Source organism: Rhodococcus sp. ACPA1 (genome assembly GCF_002300195.1).
Classification (GTDB): Bacteria; Actinomycetota; Actinomycetes; order Mycobacteriales; family Mycobacteriaceae; genus Rhodococcus_F; species Rhodococcus_F opacus.
This window is the reverse complement of sequence record NZ_NSDX01000010.1, coordinates 54,560-71,903: the sequence shown is the minus strand read 5'-3', so window position 1 is coordinate 71,903 and position 17,344 is coordinate 54,560. Positions and strand designations below refer to the sequence as shown.

The following is a 17,344-nucleotide window of genomic DNA, read 5'->3' as shown; positions in this document are numbered from 1 at the left end:
GCCGCGCAGCGGATCCGGGGAGTTCACGCAGACCGTGCCGCCTGCTCGAGGGCGTCCTTGTTCCGTTCCACCGCTCGGATGTCCTCAAGGAGGGGCACTTTCCTGTCGAGTTACGCGGTCAGGTCCGTGACCCAGTCGCGGATGTCCTCCATGACGGGTCCTGGTCGCGCAACGCTGGAGTGCACCCGCACTTCCCGGTAGCGGGGATGGTCAATCTCCAGAGCGGGGAGGTCGTCTTCGCGCAGCCGCACCACCCAGAATCCGGCCGCGAGCAGGTCTCGGCTCTTGCGTTCGTCGACGAGGACCTTCGCCGGCGCGCGATGCCAGTACGCGCCGTCGTACTCGATCACCAGCGTGTGCTCGTTGACGCTGACGCTGATGTCGGTGGTCCACGACTTCCGGGTGGTGAAGGCCTTGTCCTTCATGGTCACCCCGGAGCGCGCGTTGCCGAACAGCTCCTCGGCGGCGGCGTGGTGAGCCAGCTCCACTCGCGATTTGCCGGCCTCGCGGCAGTCCGGGCATTCGGCGCCGTTCGAGCGGCTGCTCAGCGGTGCCTGCCACGTGTGTCCGGGGTTGGTGGCGCAGATCCACTCCGGCACGAATGGCGTGGAGGTGTGTGGGCGCACGTTCCATGCGGTGATCGGGTTCGCCGGGCTCCACTCCGCGGCCAACCCTGGGTCGTGCCAGGCCAGCGAGCCGAGGAAGGTGCGACAGGCCGGGCACCTCAGCCGCTGATACTTGTCGCGCGCCCGGACTGTGTCCGGCCATTCGTGGCCGCAGCAGTCCGCCCGCCACCAGACTGTGCGCTGCGAGTTCCACACCACGTTCTGTGGAGTGTGCGTGCCGTTGAATGTCGGATGCCACTGGCTGGCGATTTCAGGCGAGGTGTCGGCGAGCCACTTCTTCGCGGTCGCCGTCTTCGCGCCGCGACACTGCGGACACCCTGCCTTGAGGAACCGTATCGGGGTCAGCCGGGGATAGTGTTCCTTCGGGCAACGGAACCGCCGTTGTGTGCCATTGGCCACCATCACCTTTCGTGGGTCGGCGTCGTCCGCCCACGCTGCCGCCAGCTCGGGTACGTCAGCGATCGGGGTCGTCCTCCACTGCGCGTATTCGATCTCCCATTCCTCTTGCCGGCGGGTCGAACAGTCCGGGCAGGTCGGCCGGTCGGTCATCGTCGCCGGCTTCGCCTCAAATCGCAGCCCGCACTCCGGGCACCGCCACTGACACGCTCGGGTGGCCCGGACCGTTACGGTGCGAAACGTCGCCTCGTCGTTGCGTTCGTGGTCCCACCACTGCAGCGCCGGAGAGTCCGACTCGGACAGCAGCACCCGGCCAGCACGGGGGCTTGCCGGGTTCGAGGAGCGGGAATTGCGGGAACAGTTGCAGTGCCATCCGAAGTCCGCCATGCGGGCGGCCCAGATACGCCCACACTGGCGGCATTTGGCCACGAGGGGGCCATTGCCGTCGTCGCTGACCTCGTCGAGCGGATCGATCAGCTTGTACCCGAACTCGTCGAGTCGGCGGGCGATCTTCTCCCGATCGGGAGTGGCTCCCGGGCGAGGGCCTCGGTTGCCCGGCCAGGCTTTCCAGTGGCATGCCCGACAGGTCGCGATCCCGGCCGCGTTGTTGCCGACGATGTACTTGAGCAGGTAGTGGGCCTGCACCCCGCAGGTGCTGCAGGTGGTGAGCCGCCACGTGCTCGGTTTGGTGAACGGCTCCGCCGGTTCGAGGCCACCAGCGCGTACCAAGTTGTCGATGCAGTCGAGGCACCAGGCGGGTTCGCTGCGGGTGGCGAAGGCAGCTGGCCGCCCGCAGTCCGTGGTCGAGCACTCCTGAGTCGGCACCATCGCTCCTCACATTTCCATGGAACGGCCCCGTCTGCTCGCACCGATTTCCCACCCGCCACAGCCCTGCTCGCAGGTAGTCGTGACGATAGTCGCGCCAACTCATCAGCCGGCCTCCGCACTCATCCACGGGGAGGAACTCCGAGCCGAGGACTCACCTTCAGGGTTCCAGCCAGCTGCCAGAGTGGGCGAACAATATTAAGTGCAGATATAAGTATTACTCCGGAATTTCCATTTAGCTTTGACTATTGCGGGGCTATTAATACCCGAATACGCAATTCCCAATCCGCAGAAAAATACACGCCATGGGCACTAGACCTGCGGTGACGCATCCTGTAATGTGGGACCCTCTACACCGAAGAATGGCGGCGACGAGCACTCCAGAGAATTACTCCTTGGATCGTATTATGCCATTTTTCGGACAACAAAGAAAGGTGATGGATCACCGGAAGGAATAACTAAAATGGAAATTAAAAGAGAAATAGATAGAGAACAATCAAATAGTGAAGTAAAGAATAAGATGACACGGGCAGAGCGAATCCATTTGCTGTTCAATGGCATTCGGACCGTGGTATCGCTCCGGCACGTCCCTGAACTGTGGGAGTGTTTGAGCAAACTGCTGGAATGGTTCAGCAATCTGCTCGGCTAGCTCGGAGTGCTCGCACGCAGTCGGGGCGGACCCAGTCGTCCGTCCCGACTGCTCTGCAGTACCGCCGAAAAGCGCCGTATCCGCAGGTACGGCCAAGTTCGAGGCAGCCACCTGCTCCGTCGTCCAACTCACCGCAACCGCGCTATCCGCGAAGCCCACGAGCGACGACAACTCCGGCCATCAGCGGGTCAGGTTGACTACGCAGGTGTCGAGCGCCTGGACGATCTCGTCACCCGGTGAGATCTGCAGCGGTGCCGCACTGGCCTTCGGCCAGGTTGTGGTGTTGCGGGCGCCGCCGGTCGAGGCATAGACCGCGCCGTTCGAGATCACCCAGACATCGGAGCGGTTCTTCACCTTGCCGGTGGTGTCGACGGTGGTGCCGCCCAGGAACGTGTACGGTCCGGAGTCGATGACCGTGCCGTTGATCAGCGACAGCCCGGAAGCCGAGAAGCCGGATTCGACCATGGCGACCAGTGATTCGTTCGCCGGGGCGCACCTCGGGTCCGATGCCGGAATCGCGGGCCTCGGCGCAGCGGCCGGCGCCTGGGTGGTTGTCACCGGGGGCGTCGTAGCCGGTGCGGACGTCGACGCCGCTGCCTTCGAGGTCGTGGGTGCCGCGGTCGTGGTAGTGGTTGCGAGGGTCGCCGCAGCCGCTACCGCGGGCCTGTCGTCTTTCTTGTCGTTCCCACCGAGCACTGTCCCGAGGATCGCCATGACCACCAGCACAGCGGCAACGACCAGCAGCACCTTCCCGAACACCCCCCTTTTTCTTAGGCGGATTCGGGGTCTGACCGGCCTTCGGCCGGGTGTCTCCGGTCCACTGAGCGCCGTCCCAGTAACGCACGAGGTTCGGATCAACCGGATCCGGATGCCAGCCGGGCGGCGTTGTCGGGGAAGTCATTGCGGGGTTTCCAATCAGTCCGTGTCGAGGACCCCCCAATCCCAGGAGGTTCAGGCGGGGGCATCAGGATCCCGAAGGTTTTGGGAATGGCACCGCAGTCTGGTTCGCGAGGTCAGCTGTCTTCGTTACATCCTGGCCGGCCAGAGGTCCGCACCGACGGCACTTCGGGAGCCGCCCGTGAACCGCTGCGCATCCGTAAGTAGCTCGGACTGCGCGGACGAAATCAAGCCGGATCCCACGGCGATCGTTCGAGACTGTTGAGCTCATCGAGAACCTGGTCGACGGCGGTGGTCGGGATACGGAAGCCTTCGCCCTCCGAAGCCCGGAGACGGTCGCGTACGTAGGCGAGCATGGCGAGTTCACGCTCAAGGTCTGCTGTGGTTCGGTCGCTCACGGTCTCATCCTGCCCCGGGGTGGGCGGTGATCCGAACTGTGCCACCCGGCGACGTCGAGACGAAGGCCGGCGCTGTGCATGTTCGGCCAAAAATCCTTCAGGGGGACATGTCGTCTCCGCTAAATGGAACATTCAGCCGGTCCTGTCGTCGGCGATGCGAACTCCCGGTCGCCCTCTCAGCCGGGCGCCGAAGCCCCCGTACCCTTTGTCCCATGTCCGCAAGCACCGGAAACCCCAGCGCCGACCAGGCTCTGCCGTCTCTGGCCACCGGTGACATCTCAGCGGATCCGCACCTCATCACGGTGTCGGCGCGCACCGGACAGGACATCGAACTGCGGATCCACACCTCCATCGCACCGTTCGACGTCGCGGCAGAGCAGTGGTTCCCGGCCGTGGCCGGGTTCGCGGTCACGGTCCTCGTGCACACCCTCGACGCCGAGACAGGTCGGCCACGGTATCTGCCGCCCGCCGAGCCCGCCGAGTGGGCGCGCGCGATCTTCTCCACCGCCGGCGCCTCGCACGGATACTTCCTCGGTGCTGTCGACCCGGACACCGGCGGCCACCGGGACGGACAGCTCGCATACCGCCTCTACCTCGACACCGACCGGCAGGCGATTGCCGTGCCTCGACAGGTGGTCACCTCCCCGCACTATCTGCTCTCTGCCATCGACGGGAGAGAGCAGATCGCCATTCCCACGACCGCGTGAGCTGCCCTGCGCTATCGTGGCCCCCATGGCAGGATTTGCCCGGCTGACCGGTGGTGGTCGCCCCCGTCGTGCAGGTGGAGTGCTTGTATTGCAGGCGATTCCGTTGATTGTGTTCAGTGCGGCGGCGTGGTAAGCGGTGCCGTCCTCGGCGACATCTGCCGCCGGCGTCTAAGGTCCTGGGTCCCTCAACCCTCTGAGATTCATTCGCGCAGCGGATACCTTCAACTCAGTGGGGTTGGTAAGAACCTGTAGTGAAGATGAGTCTTGCTGTGCATCGTTTCCGACCGCGCCGCACTTGGCGGCATGCGATCTCCTGGCTCGGTGTCGCGGTTGCGGGGGTGGCTGGAGTTGGGATCACAGCCCCTGTTGCTCTGGCGGACACGGTGGTTGGGACGTGCACGATTAGGGTGCCGAATCCGTGGCCGCTCGAGCCGCTGACTTCCTGCCCCGGTGCGGATCTGAGGGGTGCGGACCTTCACGGAGTGAACTTCGTCGGAGCCAACCTGAAGGGCGCGGATCTCTCGGGCGGAAACCTCGAAGGCGCGAACATCCATCTAGCGGACCTGTCCGGTGCGAAGCTCAACAACGTCAACCTCAAGGATTCATACGGTCTCACCGTCGTTCTCCATTCCGCCGATCTATCAGGCACGGACATCACTCGTGGCTACTGGCTCGCAGCTGACCTGTCCAACACCAAACTCGTCGGAGCGAACCTCACCGACACCGACCTTGCCGGCGCGAACCTCGCAGCCGCAGACCTCACGGGCGCGAACCTGTCAGGTGCCAATCTCACCAGCACCCTGCTGGTGCCCTCAGTCATCTACACCGACGCGGACCAATCGGGCACCGCCGCGGTTACATGGCCCGCACCCGCCAATCTGCCCGGAACCGTCTTCGAGGGCTGCGACCGCACCTCTGGCGACCGATTCCCGGTCGGGCAGACCTTGGTTAATTGCACGGTCAATAGTGCCGGTGGTCGCGGAACCGGAACGTTCTCGGTGCACGTCAATCCTCCACCGACTGAAACGCCCAACCCGCCGATTGTTGAGCCCGGTGAGGGATCGAGCTTGTTCGGGAGTTGAATGAACGGCCGAGGTTGCGGGTATCCGCCCTCCCGCCCCACCCGGCCCGAAATCCGGACCCCTCAGGCAGCGCCCCGGCGTTGTGGAGGCGAACGGCCCCGGACTGGACCGCGAGCTCGGGTACTGACCGCCTCGGTGACGGTATATTCCATGGTGATGCCACCCATCGAGGTGGGGCTGGAAGTGAGCCACAGGATTACTCGCCGGACGACGAGGCCTGTGGCTCGCGTCGTTTCCGGATCAAATCTGGCGCAGGTCGACCGCACCTGCCAGTTTCGCCAGGTAGCTGGGATTTCCGACCCGGGATTGGACCACCGCTCCGCACACGATGTCCGCGACCCAGAGCGCCGGCTCGACCATGCCGACTGCGTGATTCACCCGCAGCGATGAGGTGATCACCTTCGGGGCTCGAAATTTTCTGCAGGATGTCGACATCGCTGGCGTCCAGGTGGCTGCGGGATTCGAGTGTGATGTGGCTGCACGGCATCTCGGCCAGGTTGGGGAGCAGATACTCCAGGCATTTTCTGCGGTGGCACCGGTCGGAGACGGCGGCTTCGGTGTGAATGACGACGAGTCCTGCCAGCGGGAGCGCTGCGACGGCCTCGATGAGGTCGTGCCGGCGGTCGGCGCTGCTGCCGTGCCAATGGACCTTTTTCTCCGTGGACAGGCGGAGCGCTTCCATTGTTTTGCGGACGTCCGGGCATCGTCCTCGTCGCATAACGCTGCCGCGATCAGGTACGTGTCGGGGTCGCGGTCGGGCTGCGATCCGCTCTCATCGCCCCAGGCAGTCAGCATGAGTAAGAAGTCTCGGGAGTCGCTGCAACACCGATCACCGGAGTCTGGTCAAGTCCCGGCTGAGGGCGATCTCTGTGCCACCTGCCCCGGTCGGTGGTGCGGTGTGGTGCGGTGACGCCGTCGCCGGTTCGTCCCGTTGCCGGTCCGCGCGGCGGGACGCCCTGCGGCCAGCACTGTCTTGAGCTCGCGTATTCGCAGGCCCGACAACTCGTCGAACGAGTGCGCCCGCACCCCGCCGGAGCGCAGTGCGTCCACGGCTTCCGGGTCGTCGTCGACGAATGCCGACAACCACGACCCAACGGCTCGGCAGTGGCCGGCCTTGACCTCGACCGCCGGTCGGACGTCATTGCGGGAGCGGCACAACAGCGCCCGGCCGGGTGGAAAACCGTTATGCCCGAGCCATATCCGGGTCTGACCTGCGCAGGAGACGGGCCGGGTCGTGGAATACACCACCACCAACCCCAGACCGGCCACCGCCTCCACCAGATCTCGGCCCGGTTCGATGACCGCCGCCTGCCCGACATGGTCGAAGAACCGCTGCCACGCCTGTCGACGGCTCCCCTCCGGCTGGCCGGTCAGGAGGTGGGTGAATGCCGACAGGTCCGCCAGGCCGCCGTCGATGTCGAACATCACCACCCGCTCGCTGCCGCTCACCTGCCCGACCCTAGCCACATGGCCCGTAGAGATCCCGGCGCCACGCCCACCGCCGCGGATTCTGCCGGCCCCACCCGTGGTCGCTAGAGAGCCTTAGAAAGCGCAACTGAGGTTGCACCCTTGGAGTGGACACCCCTGACAATGGTTCTAGGAGAGCCAGGAGGGATGTCGAAGTGGGACGCCAGTCTCTGTACACGGAGGAATTCCGGAAAGACGCGATCGCGCTGTACCGCGCGGCCGACGGCCAGCGCACATATGCGGCGGTCGCCGCGGACCTGGGCATCAGTGGCGAAACGCTACGGACGTGGGTTCGCAAGGCCACCGCCCGCAATGGACGCCCGGAGGCCCGCAGCACCGCCGGTGGGGAAACCCAAGCGGACGAGCTCGCGCGGCTGCGGGCAGAGAACGCCCGGTTACGCGGTGCCGAGAAGGAATGGCAGCTCGAACGCGACATCCTGCGCCGGGCAGCCGCGTATTTCGCGTCAATGTCATCCTGGAGAGGTCCGGTGGGATTCGCTCGGTATTTTGCTGCCCCGGTCCACGGCCTGGTGGCTTGTCTTGATGTGCGGTCCCACCGGGCCCGGAGGGTCGTTCGTGTGGCTTGATAGAAGCCTGCCGCTGATGCCCGATTGAGGCCTGCCCGCGAACGCACCGATCCGACGCCTACAGCCCGTCAACCGGATTGGAGTCGCCAGTTGATCGTGATCGGAGTCGACGCCCACAAATCCACCCACACCCTCGTCGCGGTCGACGACATCGGCCGTCAGGTCGGGCAGCGGACCGTCAAGGCCACCACCGAGGGTCATCTGTCGGCGATCGAGTGGGCCGCCCAGTGGCCGCAGGTGCAGTTCGCGCTCGAGGACTGCCGCCATGTGACTCGGCGGCTCGAATCGGATCTGCTGTCCCGGGGCCACGCGGTGGTCCGGGTCAAGACCCAGTTGATGGCCCTGCACCGGCGCAGCGCCCGCCAGCCGGGAAAATCCGACCCCATCGACGCCCACGCCGTGGCGATGGCCGCGCTGCGTGAGGAGAATCTGCCGATCGCCCGACTGGACGAATCCACCAGGGAGGTCAAGCTCCTGTCCGATCACCGACGCAACTTGGTCTGCGAGAGAACGAAACTCATCAACAGGCTTCGCTGGCACCTGCACGAACTGGACCCCGAATTGGTGATTCCCGTGCGGGGGATCCGGCGGTATCGCGTCATGGACGAGCTCGCCGAACGGTTGACCGCGTTCACCGGTGTGGTCGCCCAGATCGCGGGCGAACTCCTCGACCGGTGCCGGCAGCTGACCGAGCAGGTCAACGATCTCGAGCGCCAGATCCGTGACCGCGTTCGGCGGATCGCGCCGTCGCTGCTCGCGATACCCGGGTGCGGAGTCCTCTCCGCCGCGGTCATCATCGGCGAGACAGCCGACGCTCGACGGTTCCACTCGAAAGATGCCTACGCGAAGTTCAACGGCACCGCCCCGATCCCGGTCTGGTCGGCCCACGAGCGGGTCCGCCTCAATCGCGGTGGCAACCGTGCCGTGAACGCCGCGCTGCACGCGATCGCCACTACGCAGGTCGCTCGCGGCGGGCCGGGCAAGGACTACGTGGCCAAGTTGCAGGCAGCCGGGAAGACGAAGCGGGAAGCAGTGCGCCTGCTCCGCCGACGTGTTTCCGACCGGGTGTTTCAGGTCCTGCGCGTCCACGAGTCCGCGACCGGAAACGCCTCGGAATCATCGCTTTCGGCGGCGGCTTGACATAGAAGCATCAAAGAGGTGAAGTGAAGACCCGCCGCTGGGACTTCATCTCCGACCATCGCGCCGAGTTCTTCCGTGCAGCGGCTGTGCCGGGTGCTGGGAACCTCCCGCTCCGGTTACTACCGGCACCTGGCCACCGAGGATGCTCGCGCCGAGCACGCGGCGGAGGAGGCTGCGACAGTCGCCGAGATCCGCGCCATCCATGCCGAGCACCGCAGCGCCTACGGCGCCCCGCGCGTTCACGCCGAACTCCGCTCCCGCGGACGCAAGATCAACCGCAAACGGGTGACCCGGCTGATGCGAATCCACCACGTGGTCGGCCGGCACCTGCGCCGCAGCAAGCGCACGACCATCGCGGACAAGTCGGCTCCGTCGGTGCCGGATCTGGTGATGCGAGACTTCACCGCTACGGCTGTCGATACCAAATGGTGTGGGGACATCACCTACATCCCCGTGGGATCCTCGTGGTTGTTCTTGGCCACGGTGATCGACATCTGCTCACGCCGGGTGGTGGGCTGGTCCATCGCCGACCACATGCGCACCGATCTCGTCACGGACGCGATCGAGATGGCAGTGCGCACCCGAGGTGGTGACGTCGGTGGCGTCATCTTCCACAGTGACCGCGGATCACAGGGCGGATTCAATCGGTCGTCGCAACACCTGGCTGTTGCAGTGAGCATAGCTGCTCGGCGAAGACCTCGGCCGGGGTTCGCCAGTCGTGGATCTTGCGGGGCCGGTTATTGATCGCCAGGGCGACGGCTTCGAGGTCCTCGGCGGACCACCTGGACAGATCGGTTCCCTTCGGGAAGTACTGGCGCAGCAGGCCGTTCGTGTTCTCGTTCGTCGGTCGTTGCCAGGGTGAGTGCGGGTCGGCGAAGAACACTTTCGTGCCGGTATCGAGGGCGAACTGGGCATGACCGGAGAGTTCCTTCCCGCGGTCCCAGGTGAGGGTCTTGCGGAGCTGCTCGGGGAGGGTGGTCATCGATGTCGTCAGCGCGGCGTTCATCGCGACGGCGCCATAGCCGCCGAGGGAAGGACCATTCTTCACGGGTGGCTTCTCGCCCCAACCCTCCAGCCGAGGCAGGTGCACGAGAATCGTCGATCGGCTGCTGCGCTCGACGAGCGTGCCGATTGCGGACCGGCCGGTTCCGATGATCAGATCCCCCTCCCAGTGCCCCGGGACGGCGCGATTGGCGGCTTCGGCGGGGCGTTCGCTGATCACGACGTCCTCGGTGACATGCCCTTGCGGTTTGTTCTGCGACCGCGCTCGGGGGACCCGCAGCGCCCGCCCGGTGTGCAGGCACGCGACCAGCTCCCGTTTGAGCGCGCCACGGCCCTCGATGAACAACGATTGGTAGATCGCCTCATGGCTGATGCGCATGGACTCATCATCGGGGAAGTCGATCCTGAGCCGGTGCGAGATCTGTTCTTCGGCTCCACACCGTCGCCCATGGCCTGTCCTGCCGATGCGGCTTGTTCAGTCCCTTCCACGCGGGCGTCTGCGGCCCGCGGACGATCGTGCCGTCGGGTCGGCGGACGCTGCCGGAGAGCCGCTCCTGCACGTATTTTCGCAACCTGTCGTTGTCCACGAGCTTCGCCGTCTTCGGGCGCTTCGCGGCCTGTTGCGCTTTCCACTGCGCCACCAGTGCCCGGTAGACCGGCTTGCCGCCCCGGGTCGCTGCGTTGCGGCGCAGTTCGCGTGAGATCGTTCCCGGGTCACGTCCGATCCGACGAGCGATGTCGCGCACGCCGACATCCTGGGCGCGCAGCAGTGCGATCTCCTCACGCTCGGCGAACGACAGGTAGCGGCCCGTGGGCTCGTCCAGGCTGATCGGCGGCATGCCGCCAGCGTGGCGGAACCAACGGCACCCGACCGGCCACGACACGCCGACGGCCTCCGCGGCCTCGACCGTCGTCACTCCCGATGCGATCCGCCGCCAGAAGTCCCGCTGCACCGCACGAGAGGGCTCCGGCCGGCCCGGTGAACGCATCGGAGGTCGCAATGCCCTGTCCGCCGCCCACTGCCGCCTGGCACCCACCGGCGCCCGAAACATCTGCTTGCTGCCCCATCCCATCGCACACCTCCGTGATCGAGGTGTTGCATCGACCGGTTGAGCCCGCCCAGTACACCGCAGCAGCTTTCGTCGATGTATGCCGCCGTCATGGGATCCAGCAGAGTCGGGGACGGGTCGGCTCGAGTTACGATAATGCTCTCGCCGAGTCGTTCTTCCAAGGACTCAAGAGGGAGTGGCTGCACGGACGGAGTTGGACGTCGAAGTCGCAGGCACGGCTGGAGCTGTTCGAGTGGCTCTCGTACTTCAATCGACGTCGCCGTCACTCCGCCCTCGGATACCTCACCCCAGTGGAGTTCGAACAACGACTGATCGCGTCGTCTACGCTGTCAGTCGCCGCATGAAATCCGGTGTCCACTCCCGAGGGGCAACCTCACAACAACCATGTTCCACGCACCACCAGCTCGCACACCCCCAAGAGCAATTCCACAGTGAGTACAGTCCCCGAGGAAGGTACGTCGATGCGCGGCGGATCACCACGCAGGCGGTGCCCGACCTGCGTGAGCACGGAATCCCCGACGAAGTGTCCGCGGTGATCGCCCGCGCGATGTCCCGGACCCCCGGTCAGCGCCCGGCCACTGCCGCCGACTTCGGGGAACAGCTGCGAGGGCTGCAACGCGACCACGGCTTCCCGGTCGACGAGATGGCACTTCGTGCGGAGGCCGATGCGCAGGGGAACGGGGAGCAACCGACCTGGCGCGGCGGGCGATTGTCGCAGCCTTCCTCCACGCCGGGCGCGACGGGAAGTCTTCCCCAGGAGCTGACGAGTTTCGTCGGCCGCCGGCACGAGTTGACCGAGGCGAAGAATCTGCTGGCCGGGTCTCGGCTGGTGACGTTGACCGGGATCGGCGGTGTCGGCAAGACGCGGCTGGCGATGCGGGTCGCGTCCGCTGTGCAGCGCGACTACGCCGACGGTGTGCCTCGTCGAGTTGGATGAGCTGCGCGACGGGTCATCACTGGTCGATGAGGTGGCATCGCCGACCGCCTGGTGATCTCACCCGCGGCGCTGAGTCGCCACTATCGGTCATTCGGTGGAATACTCACGTGGTCAGGCCGATTCCGCTGACGGTGGCTCGGAAGGGGCCAGGCTGGGCGTGGATGTTCCAGAGCTGATCGGCCAGGGCATCGGGGGCGTAGAGCGGGTCCCCGCCTCCGATTGCGCCGGGGATGATGAGCTGTTTGACGTGAATGTTCTGAGGTGTGAGCGCCTCGTGGAGCATTGCACCATAGGCCGATTCGCCGGCGAAGGCGATCGAGGTGCCCGCCACGTTGGGGTTCGGTGTCGCTGCGCTGGAACCGTTGACGAGAAGGATCGTCCCGCGCCCCAGTTGCCGCATTCCGGGAAGCACTTGTTGGACGGCGGTGACGGGGCCGAGGATGGAGAAGTCGGCGGCCGCGGCGAGGTCGGCGGCCGTCGTCTTCAGGACAGGGCGCAGGAAGTCCTTGCGCGGGACCGGGCTGTACTGCAGTACCTCGATCGGGCCGAGTTCGGAGGCTGCCCGATCGAGCGCGCCGGCCAGCTTCGGCCGGTCCTGCACGTCTGCGGCGTATCCGCCCGCCTGCACCCCGTGCTCGGCGAGTTCGGCCGCGATTCGGTCGACCTTGTCCTGGGTGCGCGAGATCAGTGCGACAGTGAATCCGTCACGCCCGAAACGTCTGGCCGTTGCCGCGCCGAGCCCTCGGCCGGCCCCGATGATTGCGATGGTCGTCATAATTGTCCTTTCGACAAGGTCGGAGTCGCCGAAGCGCTATTCGCCGGTGGTGAGGGCCGGGTGGTCGGCTGCGGTGGCGGTGAGGGTGGTGGCCGCCCAGTTGGCGAGCAGGGTCATGGCGTCGGCGGACGGGCTGCCGGGTTCGACGCTGTAGAGGGTCAGGACCAGGCCGGGGTCGGCGGGCAGCGGCATTGTTTCGTAGCCGATGGTGATCTCACCCACGACGGGGTGGTGGAAGGTTTTGGTGCCGGTGTAGTGCAGGCGCACATTGTGTTTGGCCCACCTGACCCGGAATTCGTCGCTGCGGGTGGACAGTTCACCGACGAGGTCGGAGATGCCGCGGTCGTAGGGGTCGCGGCCGGCGTCGGTGCGCAACAGGTTGACCGCGCCGTCGGCCATCTGGTCCCAGTCGGGATAGAACTCGTGGGCGCGGGGGTCGAGGAAGCAGAACCGGACGAAGTTGACCGCCTTGCTGGGATCGGGGTGCAGTTGGTCCGGGTACAGGGGCGAATAGAAGGCGTAGGCGAGGCGGTTCGCGGCGACGAGGTCGTGGCGTGCGTTGCGCACGAATGCGGGCCCGTTGTAGCCGTCGAGGAGTCGCTGCACCATCGGACGCACCGCCTTGGTGGTGCGGCGTGAGCGAACTCGTTGCGGGCTGGTGAGGGCACTGCGGTGCAGGTCGAACAGGTGGGAGCGTTCGGCGTCGTCAAGTTCCAGGGCACGCGCGATGGCATCGAGCACGGACTCGGAGACGCCGGTGACCTTGCCGCGTTCGATCTGGGTGTAGTAGTCGACCGAGAGCCCGGCCAGGGTGGCGACCTCTTGGCGGCGTAGGCCGGGGACGCGGCGTTTGGCGGCGTCGTAGACGGGCAGCCCGACGTGTTCAGGGGTGATCTTGGCCCGCCGTGACGCCAGGAATTGGCCGATCTCGGCGACTCGGTTGGTGGACTCCATACAAACGAGGCTACGACCCGCGCGTCGGCCGATGCCAGGTGCTGTGAGGGGGGTGCTGCCAGCACCCCCCTAATCCTCGCCTCCCACGCGGGCAGCTGACGGCGTTGCATGGGTGCTGCGAGCGCAGAGGTGCTCTGAGACCGAATCCTTCGATATCGACGAGGTGACATGACCACGCGAACGCCTGTCCGACCGAACACCGGCACTCCCCTGCCTGTGCTGGTGTATGTGCTGGCGGCCGGGATCTTCCTGATGGGCACGACCGAGTTCATGGTCGCCGGACTGTTGCCCGACGTCGCCGCGGATCTGGGTGTGGATATCGCCCGGGCCGGGTTGCTGGTCACGGCGTTCGCGGTCGGCATGATCATCGGCCCACCGGTAATGGCATTGGCCACGCTGCGGTTGCCCGCCCGAGCCACCTTGATCGGGGCGCTGATGGTGTTCTCCGCCGGGCACGTGGTGGCCGCGGTCAGCGACTCGTTCACCGTCGTCACCGCCTCCCGCGTCCTCACCGCGCTGGCGACGGGCACGTTTTGGGCGACCGGTGCGGTGGTGGCGGCCGCGGTCGTCGGCCCCGGGGCGAGCGCGCGGGCATTGGCGGTGATGTCGGGCGGGTTGAGCCTGTCCGTGGTCGCCGGTGTCCCGTTGGGCACCTTCGCCGGCCAGTTCACCGGGTGGCGGGGTCCGTTCTGGATGCTGGCCGTGCTGGCGGTTCCGGCGATCGTCGCTGTCGTTCGGTTCGCTCCGGGCACCGCGACCGGGGACACGGTGAGTGTGTCGGTGCGCTCGGAGGTCTCGGCAGTGCGGCCGTGGCGGGTGTGGGCGGTGCTGGGTGCGATCATGCTGGCGCAGGCCGGATTCCTCGGCGCCTACAGCTTCATCAGCCCCCTGCTGACCGACCGCGCCGGCATCTCCGCCGCGCTGGTGCCGCTGGTACTCGTCGGGTTCGGTGTGGGTGCCCTGGTGGGGACCGCGCTGGCCGGTCGGATCGGCGACAGGTGGCCGCTGGCGACCATCGCCGCGGCGGTGACGGTGACCTCGGTTCTGCTGCTCGTCCTGGCAGCGACCGCGAGCCACTCGGCGATCGTGGTGGGTCTGATCGTTGTCCTGGGTGCCTCCGGGCTCGGGGCGAACCCGGTGCTGATTGCCCAGACCATGCGATTCGCCGGACATGGCTCACGGCTGGCCTCGTCGCTGGCGACCGCTGCCTTCAACCTCGGCACCGCCGCCGGAACGGCGTTAGCCGCGACCACCCTGTCGACGTCACTGGGTGTGGTCGGGCCGGCGGTCCTCGGCGCCGCGATCACGGCCACCGCGCTGATACCGATCGCACTGCTGGCGACCAACCGGGCGCGTCCTGCCGCCGGTAACCCGCCGCCCCAACCTTCCGACGAGACGCTGCGGGTCCCCACGTCAGTGAGCTAGAGCGCGGCTGAACACCGGCATCGAGAGGAGAAAACCCATGCGCCCCAGGATCACCGGGCTGGTCGTCCTCGCGACAGCCGTAGCCGGGCTGACCGCCTGCGCAAGCACATCGGACCCCGCCGCGCACAGTGCGACGCCGGCGTCACCGACAGCGCAACCTGCGACGTCACAACCTGGTCAGGACGCACCGTTCATGCAGATTCGGTTGAGGATCGGCGCGACGGAGGCAACCGCACGACTCTACGACAACGCCGCCGCACGAGACTTCGCCTCCCTGCTACCAGTGACGATCACCCTGCACGACCTCGGCGGTCGCGAGAAGGCCGGACCGCTGCCTCGCGAGCTCGCCGACGGTGCGGGCCAGAGCAGCTACCGCGCAGGACAACTCGGCTACTGGGCACCCAGCAATGACCTGGCCATCTACTACCGCGAAGACGGGTTCACGATTCCCGATCCCGGGATCGTGATGATCGGCGAGATCGACACCGGACTCGACGCCATCATCCGCGCCGACGGCACCGACACCCTCACCATCAGCGCAGCCTGACCACCCCAATGAAAGGAACATCATCGTGAACCCGACGTACGACTTCACCGGCCAGGTCGCCTTCGTGACCGGCGCCGGTTCCGGCATGGGACGTGCCACAGCGCGGGCGTTCGCCGAATCCGGTGCCGCGGTGACTCTCGCCGATGTCGACGACGACGCGCTGAACACCGCGGCCACCGAGCTGCGTGACACCGGGCACCAGGTCCTGACCGTGCACTGCGACGTCTCCGACGAGACCAAGGTCGCCGCCGCGGTCACCTCGACGGTCGAAACGTTCGGTCGACTGGACTTCGCCTACAACAACGCCGGAATCCAAGCCCCCGCCACCGATGCCGCCGACGAGCCAGCCGAAACCTTCGACCGCGTCACCGGCATCAACCTGTGCGGGGTGTGGGCCTGCATGAAACACGAACTCGCCCACATGCGCACCCAAGGCTCCGGCGCGATCGTCAACTGTTCCTCCCTCGGCGGCCTCGTGGGGCTCCCCAGCCGGGCCGCCTACCACGCCGCCAAGCACGGTGTCATCGGTCTGACCCGCTCGGCCGCACTCGAATACGCGCCCCGCGGCATCCGGATCAATGCGATCTGTCCCGGCACCATCGAAACCCCACTGGTCACCGACATGATCGCCTCCGGCGACCTCGACCCCGACGAAGCCGCCGCCAACCAACCCATCGGCCGGTTGGGCACCGCCGACGAAATGGCCGCCGCCGTGCTGTGGCTGTGCAGCCCCGGCGCCAGCTTCGTCGTCGGCGTCGCCCTGCCCATCGACGGCGGCTACACCGCCCGCTGACCCCCAACGACAGAAGAGGACCACCATGCGTGGAGTAGTGATGTATGCCCCCGGCGATGTTCGCGTCGTCGAGCGGCAAGACCCGAAGATCATCGAGCCGACCGACGCGATCATCCGGATCACCGCGACCTGCATCTGCGGATCCGACCTGTGGCCATACCGGGGTGTGGAACCGGTCGACCACACCCTGATGGGACACGAGTACGTCGGCGTCGTGGAGGAAATCGGTGAGGCCGTGAGGACCCTGAAAGTCGGCGACTTCGTCGTCGGGTCGTTCGCCGTCTCCGACAACACCTGCGAGATCTGCCGAGCCGGTTACCAATCCCGTTGCGTACACGGCTCCTTCGTCGCCGGAGACATCGGCACCCAAGCAGAGAAAGCCCGCATCCCCTACGCCGACGGAACGCTCGTCGCCACGCCCGGTCAGCCGGACCAAGACCGGGTTCCCTCGCTGCTGGCCGCTTCCGACGTCCTCGGGACGGGCTGGTTCGCCGCCGTCGCCGCCGAGGCCGGACCCGGCAAGACCGTGGCCGTGGTCGGGGACGGTGCCGTCGGCCTGATGGGTGTGCTCGCCGCCAAACAGCTCGGCGCCGAACGGATCATCGCCATGTCCCGGCACGCCGACCGCCAAGGGTTGGCCCGCCAATTCGGTGCCACCGACATCGTGGAATCCCGCGGCGACGAGGGCGTCGCCGCGATCAAGGAACTCACCGACGGGCTCGGCGCACACAGCGTCATCGAAGCCGTCGGCACCGAGGAGTCGATGCTGCAGGCCATCCGCTCGACCAGGCCCGGCGGGCACGTCGGCTACGTCGGCGTCTCCCACGACGGTGTCACCCTGCCCGCCAACCAACTGTTCTTCGCCGAAATTCACCTGATGGGCGGCCCCGCACCCGTCCGCCGCTTTCTGCCGGAGCTGATCGACCTGATCTGGCGCCGCGAGATCGACCCCGGCAAGGTCTTCGACCTCACCCTCCCGCTGGACCAGGCGGCCGAGGGCTACCAGGCGATGGACGAGCGCCGCGCCATCAAAACGCTGCTCACCCTCTGACACGACACCACAAGGA

Annotated in this window: 14 protein-coding genes and 6 pseudogenes; 11 read left to right on the top strand and 9 right to left on the bottom strand. The window is 66.6% G+C overall.

The window, feature by feature from the left end; all coding sequences use genetic code 11:
• Window positions 1-110 precede the first annotated feature (110 nt).
• The 4 genes and pseudogenes from CJ177_RS36115 to CJ177_RS47670 form a co-directional block, all read right to left on the bottom strand.
• Entirely contained in the window at window positions 111-1,850 is a 1,740-nt protein-coding gene (locus CJ177_RS36115; RefSeq protein ID WP_257014860.1) for a zinc-ribbon domain-containing protein, read from the bottom strand.
• Between the two features lie 826 nt (window positions 1,851-2,676).
• Window positions 2,677-3,255, bottom strand: a complete 579-nt coding sequence (locus tag CJ177_RS36105) for a DUF2510 domain-containing protein (RefSeq protein ID WP_257014870.1) — start codon at window positions 3,253-3,255, stop codon at window positions 2,677-2,679.
• A 67-nt stretch (window positions 3,256-3,322) separates the two neighbouring features.
• Window positions 3,323-3,397: pseudogene (locus CJ177_RS48770) on the bottom strand (DUF2510 domain-containing protein); the annotation flags it as partial.
• Between the two features lie 223 nt (window positions 3,398-3,620).
• Window positions 3,621-3,791, bottom strand: coding sequence for a hypothetical protein (locus tag CJ177_RS47670; protein ID WP_179443379.1), 171 nt, complete (start codon window positions 3,789-3,791; stop codon window positions 3,621-3,623).
• Between the two features lie 212 nt (window positions 3,792-4,003).
• Here CJ177_RS47670 and CJ177_RS36095 point away from each other — a divergent pair, with 212 nt between their 5' ends.
• Complete coding sequence (locus CJ177_RS36095; RefSeq protein ID WP_095870057.1) at window positions 4,004-4,498, top strand: N-formylglutamate amidohydrolase; 495 nt, start codon at window positions 4,004-4,006, stop codon at window positions 4,496-4,498.
• Window positions 4,499-4,755: 257 nt separating this feature from the next.
• A complete protein-coding gene (locus CJ177_RS47065) occupies window positions 4,756-5,580 on the top strand; it encodes a pentapeptide repeat-containing protein (protein WP_257014859.1) in 825 nt (274 codons plus the stop codon).
• A gap of 240 nt (window positions 5,581-5,820) precedes the next feature.
• On the opposite strand, the gene CJ177_RS48765 is transcribed toward CJ177_RS47065, so the two are convergent.
• Together CJ177_RS48765 and CJ177_RS36080 are read right to left on the bottom strand one after the other, a co-directional pair.
• Window positions 5,821-5,979 carry a hypothetical protein gene (locus CJ177_RS48765; protein ID WP_257014858.1) on the bottom strand — a complete coding sequence of 53 codons (159 nt, stop codon included), beginning with the start codon at window positions 5,977-5,979 and terminating at the stop codon, window positions 5,821-5,823.
• Window positions 5,980-6,423: 444 nt separating this feature from the next.
• The gene (locus CJ177_RS36080; protein WP_257014856.1) at window positions 6,424-7,029 is read right to left on the bottom strand and encodes a hypothetical protein; all 606 of its coding nucleotides are present in this window, start codon (window positions 7,027-7,029) and stop codon (window positions 6,424-6,426) included.
• A 173-nt stretch (window positions 7,030-7,202) separates the two neighbouring features.
• On the opposite strand from CJ177_RS36080, the pseudogene CJ177_RS36075 reads away from it, so the two are divergent.
• The 3 genes and pseudogenes from CJ177_RS36075 to CJ177_RS36065 form a co-directional block, all read left to right on the top strand.
• Window positions 7,203-7,510, top strand: a pseudogene (locus tag CJ177_RS36075) (transposase); the annotation flags it as partial.
• Window positions 7,511-7,724: 214 nt separating this feature from the next.
• Entirely contained in the window at window positions 7,725-8,774 is a 1,050-nt protein-coding gene (locus tag CJ177_RS36070) for an IS110 family transposase (RefSeq protein ID WP_095870054.1), read from the top strand.
• A gap of 17 nt (window positions 8,775-8,791) precedes the next feature.
• A pseudogene (locus CJ177_RS36065) lies at window positions 8,792-9,518 on the top strand (IS3 family transposase); the annotation flags it as partial.
• Here the strand turns inward: CJ177_RS36065 and CJ177_RS36060 are convergent.
• Window positions 9,415-10,828 (bottom strand): annotated as a pseudogene (locus CJ177_RS36060) (IS30 family transposase). The pseudogenes CJ177_RS36065 and CJ177_RS36060 overlap by 104 nt on opposite strands.
• A 65-nt stretch (window positions 10,829-10,893) precedes the next feature.
• Here CJ177_RS36060 and CJ177_RS36055 point away from each other — a divergent pair.
• A pseudogene (locus tag CJ177_RS36055) lies at window positions 10,894-11,190 on the top strand (transposase); the annotation flags it as partial.
• Window positions 11,191-11,315: 125 nt separating this feature from the next.
• A pseudogene (locus CJ177_RS36050) lies at window positions 11,316-11,823 on the top strand (protein kinase); the annotation flags it as partial.
• Window positions 11,824-11,886: 63 nt separating this feature from the next.
• On the opposite strand, the gene CJ177_RS36045 reads toward CJ177_RS36050, so the two are convergent.
• Together CJ177_RS36045 and CJ177_RS36040 are read right to left on the bottom strand one after the other, a co-directional pair.
• Window positions 11,887-12,558 carry an SDR family NAD(P)-dependent oxidoreductase gene (locus CJ177_RS36045; RefSeq protein WP_095870053.1) on the bottom strand — a complete coding sequence of 224 codons (672 nt, stop codon included), beginning with the start codon at window positions 12,556-12,558 and terminating at the stop codon, window positions 11,887-11,889.
• A 36-nt stretch (window positions 12,559-12,594) separates the two neighbouring features.
• Window positions 12,595-13,512, bottom strand: coding sequence for a helix-turn-helix transcriptional regulator (locus tag CJ177_RS36040; protein WP_095870052.1), 918 nt, complete (start codon window positions 13,510-13,512; stop codon window positions 12,595-12,597).
• Between the two features lie 168 nt (window positions 13,513-13,680).
• Here CJ177_RS36040 and CJ177_RS36035 point away from each other — a divergent pair, with 168 nt between their 5' ends.
• From CJ177_RS36035 to CJ177_RS36020, 4 genes are read left to right on the top strand one after another with little or no spacing between them, the layout of a single operon-like run.
• Entirely contained in the window at window positions 13,681-14,937 is a 1,257-nt protein-coding gene (locus tag CJ177_RS36035; protein ID WP_095870051.1) for an MFS transporter, read from the top strand.
• A 37-nt stretch (window positions 14,938-14,974) separates the two neighbouring features.
• The gene (locus CJ177_RS36030) at window positions 14,975-15,484 is read left to right on the top strand and encodes a cyclophilin-like fold protein (RefSeq protein WP_095870050.1); all 510 of its coding nucleotides are present in this window, start codon (window positions 14,975-14,977) and stop codon (window positions 15,482-15,484) included.
• 25 nt (window positions 15,485-15,509) lie between these two features.
• Window positions 15,510-16,277 carry an SDR family NAD(P)-dependent oxidoreductase gene (locus tag CJ177_RS36025; RefSeq protein WP_095870049.1) on the top strand — a complete coding sequence of 256 codons (768 nt, stop codon included), beginning with the start codon at window positions 15,510-15,512 and terminating at the stop codon, window positions 16,275-16,277.
• 25 nt (window positions 16,278-16,302) lie between these two features.
• Entirely contained in the window at window positions 16,303-17,328 is a 1,026-nt protein-coding gene (locus CJ177_RS36020; protein WP_095870048.1) for a zinc-dependent alcohol dehydrogenase family protein, read from the top strand.
• Window positions 17,329-17,344 lie beyond the last annotated feature (16 nt).

What these genes read in the sequence shown, in the direction of transcription:
- CJ177_RS36095 (WP_095870057.1), top strand. Translation starts at nt 4,004, where the DNA reads ATGTCCGCAAGCACCGGAAACCCCAGCGCCGACCAGGCTCTGCCGTCT.
- CJ177_RS36035 (WP_095870051.1), top strand. Translation starts at nt 13,681, where the DNA reads ATGACCACGCGAACGCCTGTCCGACCGAACACCGGCACTCCCCTGCCT.
- CJ177_RS36045 (WP_095870053.1), bottom strand. Translation starts at nt 12,558, where the DNA reads ATGACGACCATCGCAATCATCGGGGCCGGCCGAGGGCTCGGCGCGGCA.
- CJ177_RS36020 (WP_095870048.1), top strand. Translation starts at nt 16,303, where the DNA reads ATGCGTGGAGTAGTGATGTATGCCCCCGGCGATGTTCGCGTCGTCGAG.
- CJ177_RS36040 (WP_095870052.1), bottom strand. Translation starts at nt 13,512, where the DNA reads ATGGAGTCCACCAACCGAGTCGCCGAGATCGGCCAATTCCTGGCGTCA.
- CJ177_RS36115 (WP_257014860.1), bottom strand. Translation starts at nt 1,850, where the DNA reads ATGGTGCCGACTCAGGAGTGCTCGACCACGGACTGCGGGCGGCCAGCT.
- CJ177_RS36030 (WP_095870050.1), top strand. Translation starts at nt 14,975, where the DNA reads ATGCGCCCCAGGATCACCGGGCTGGTCGTCCTCGCGACAGCCGTAGCC.
- CJ177_RS47065 (WP_257014859.1), top strand. Translation starts at nt 4,756, where the DNA reads ATGAGTCTTGCTGTGCATCGTTTCCGACCGCGCCGCACTTGGCGGCAT.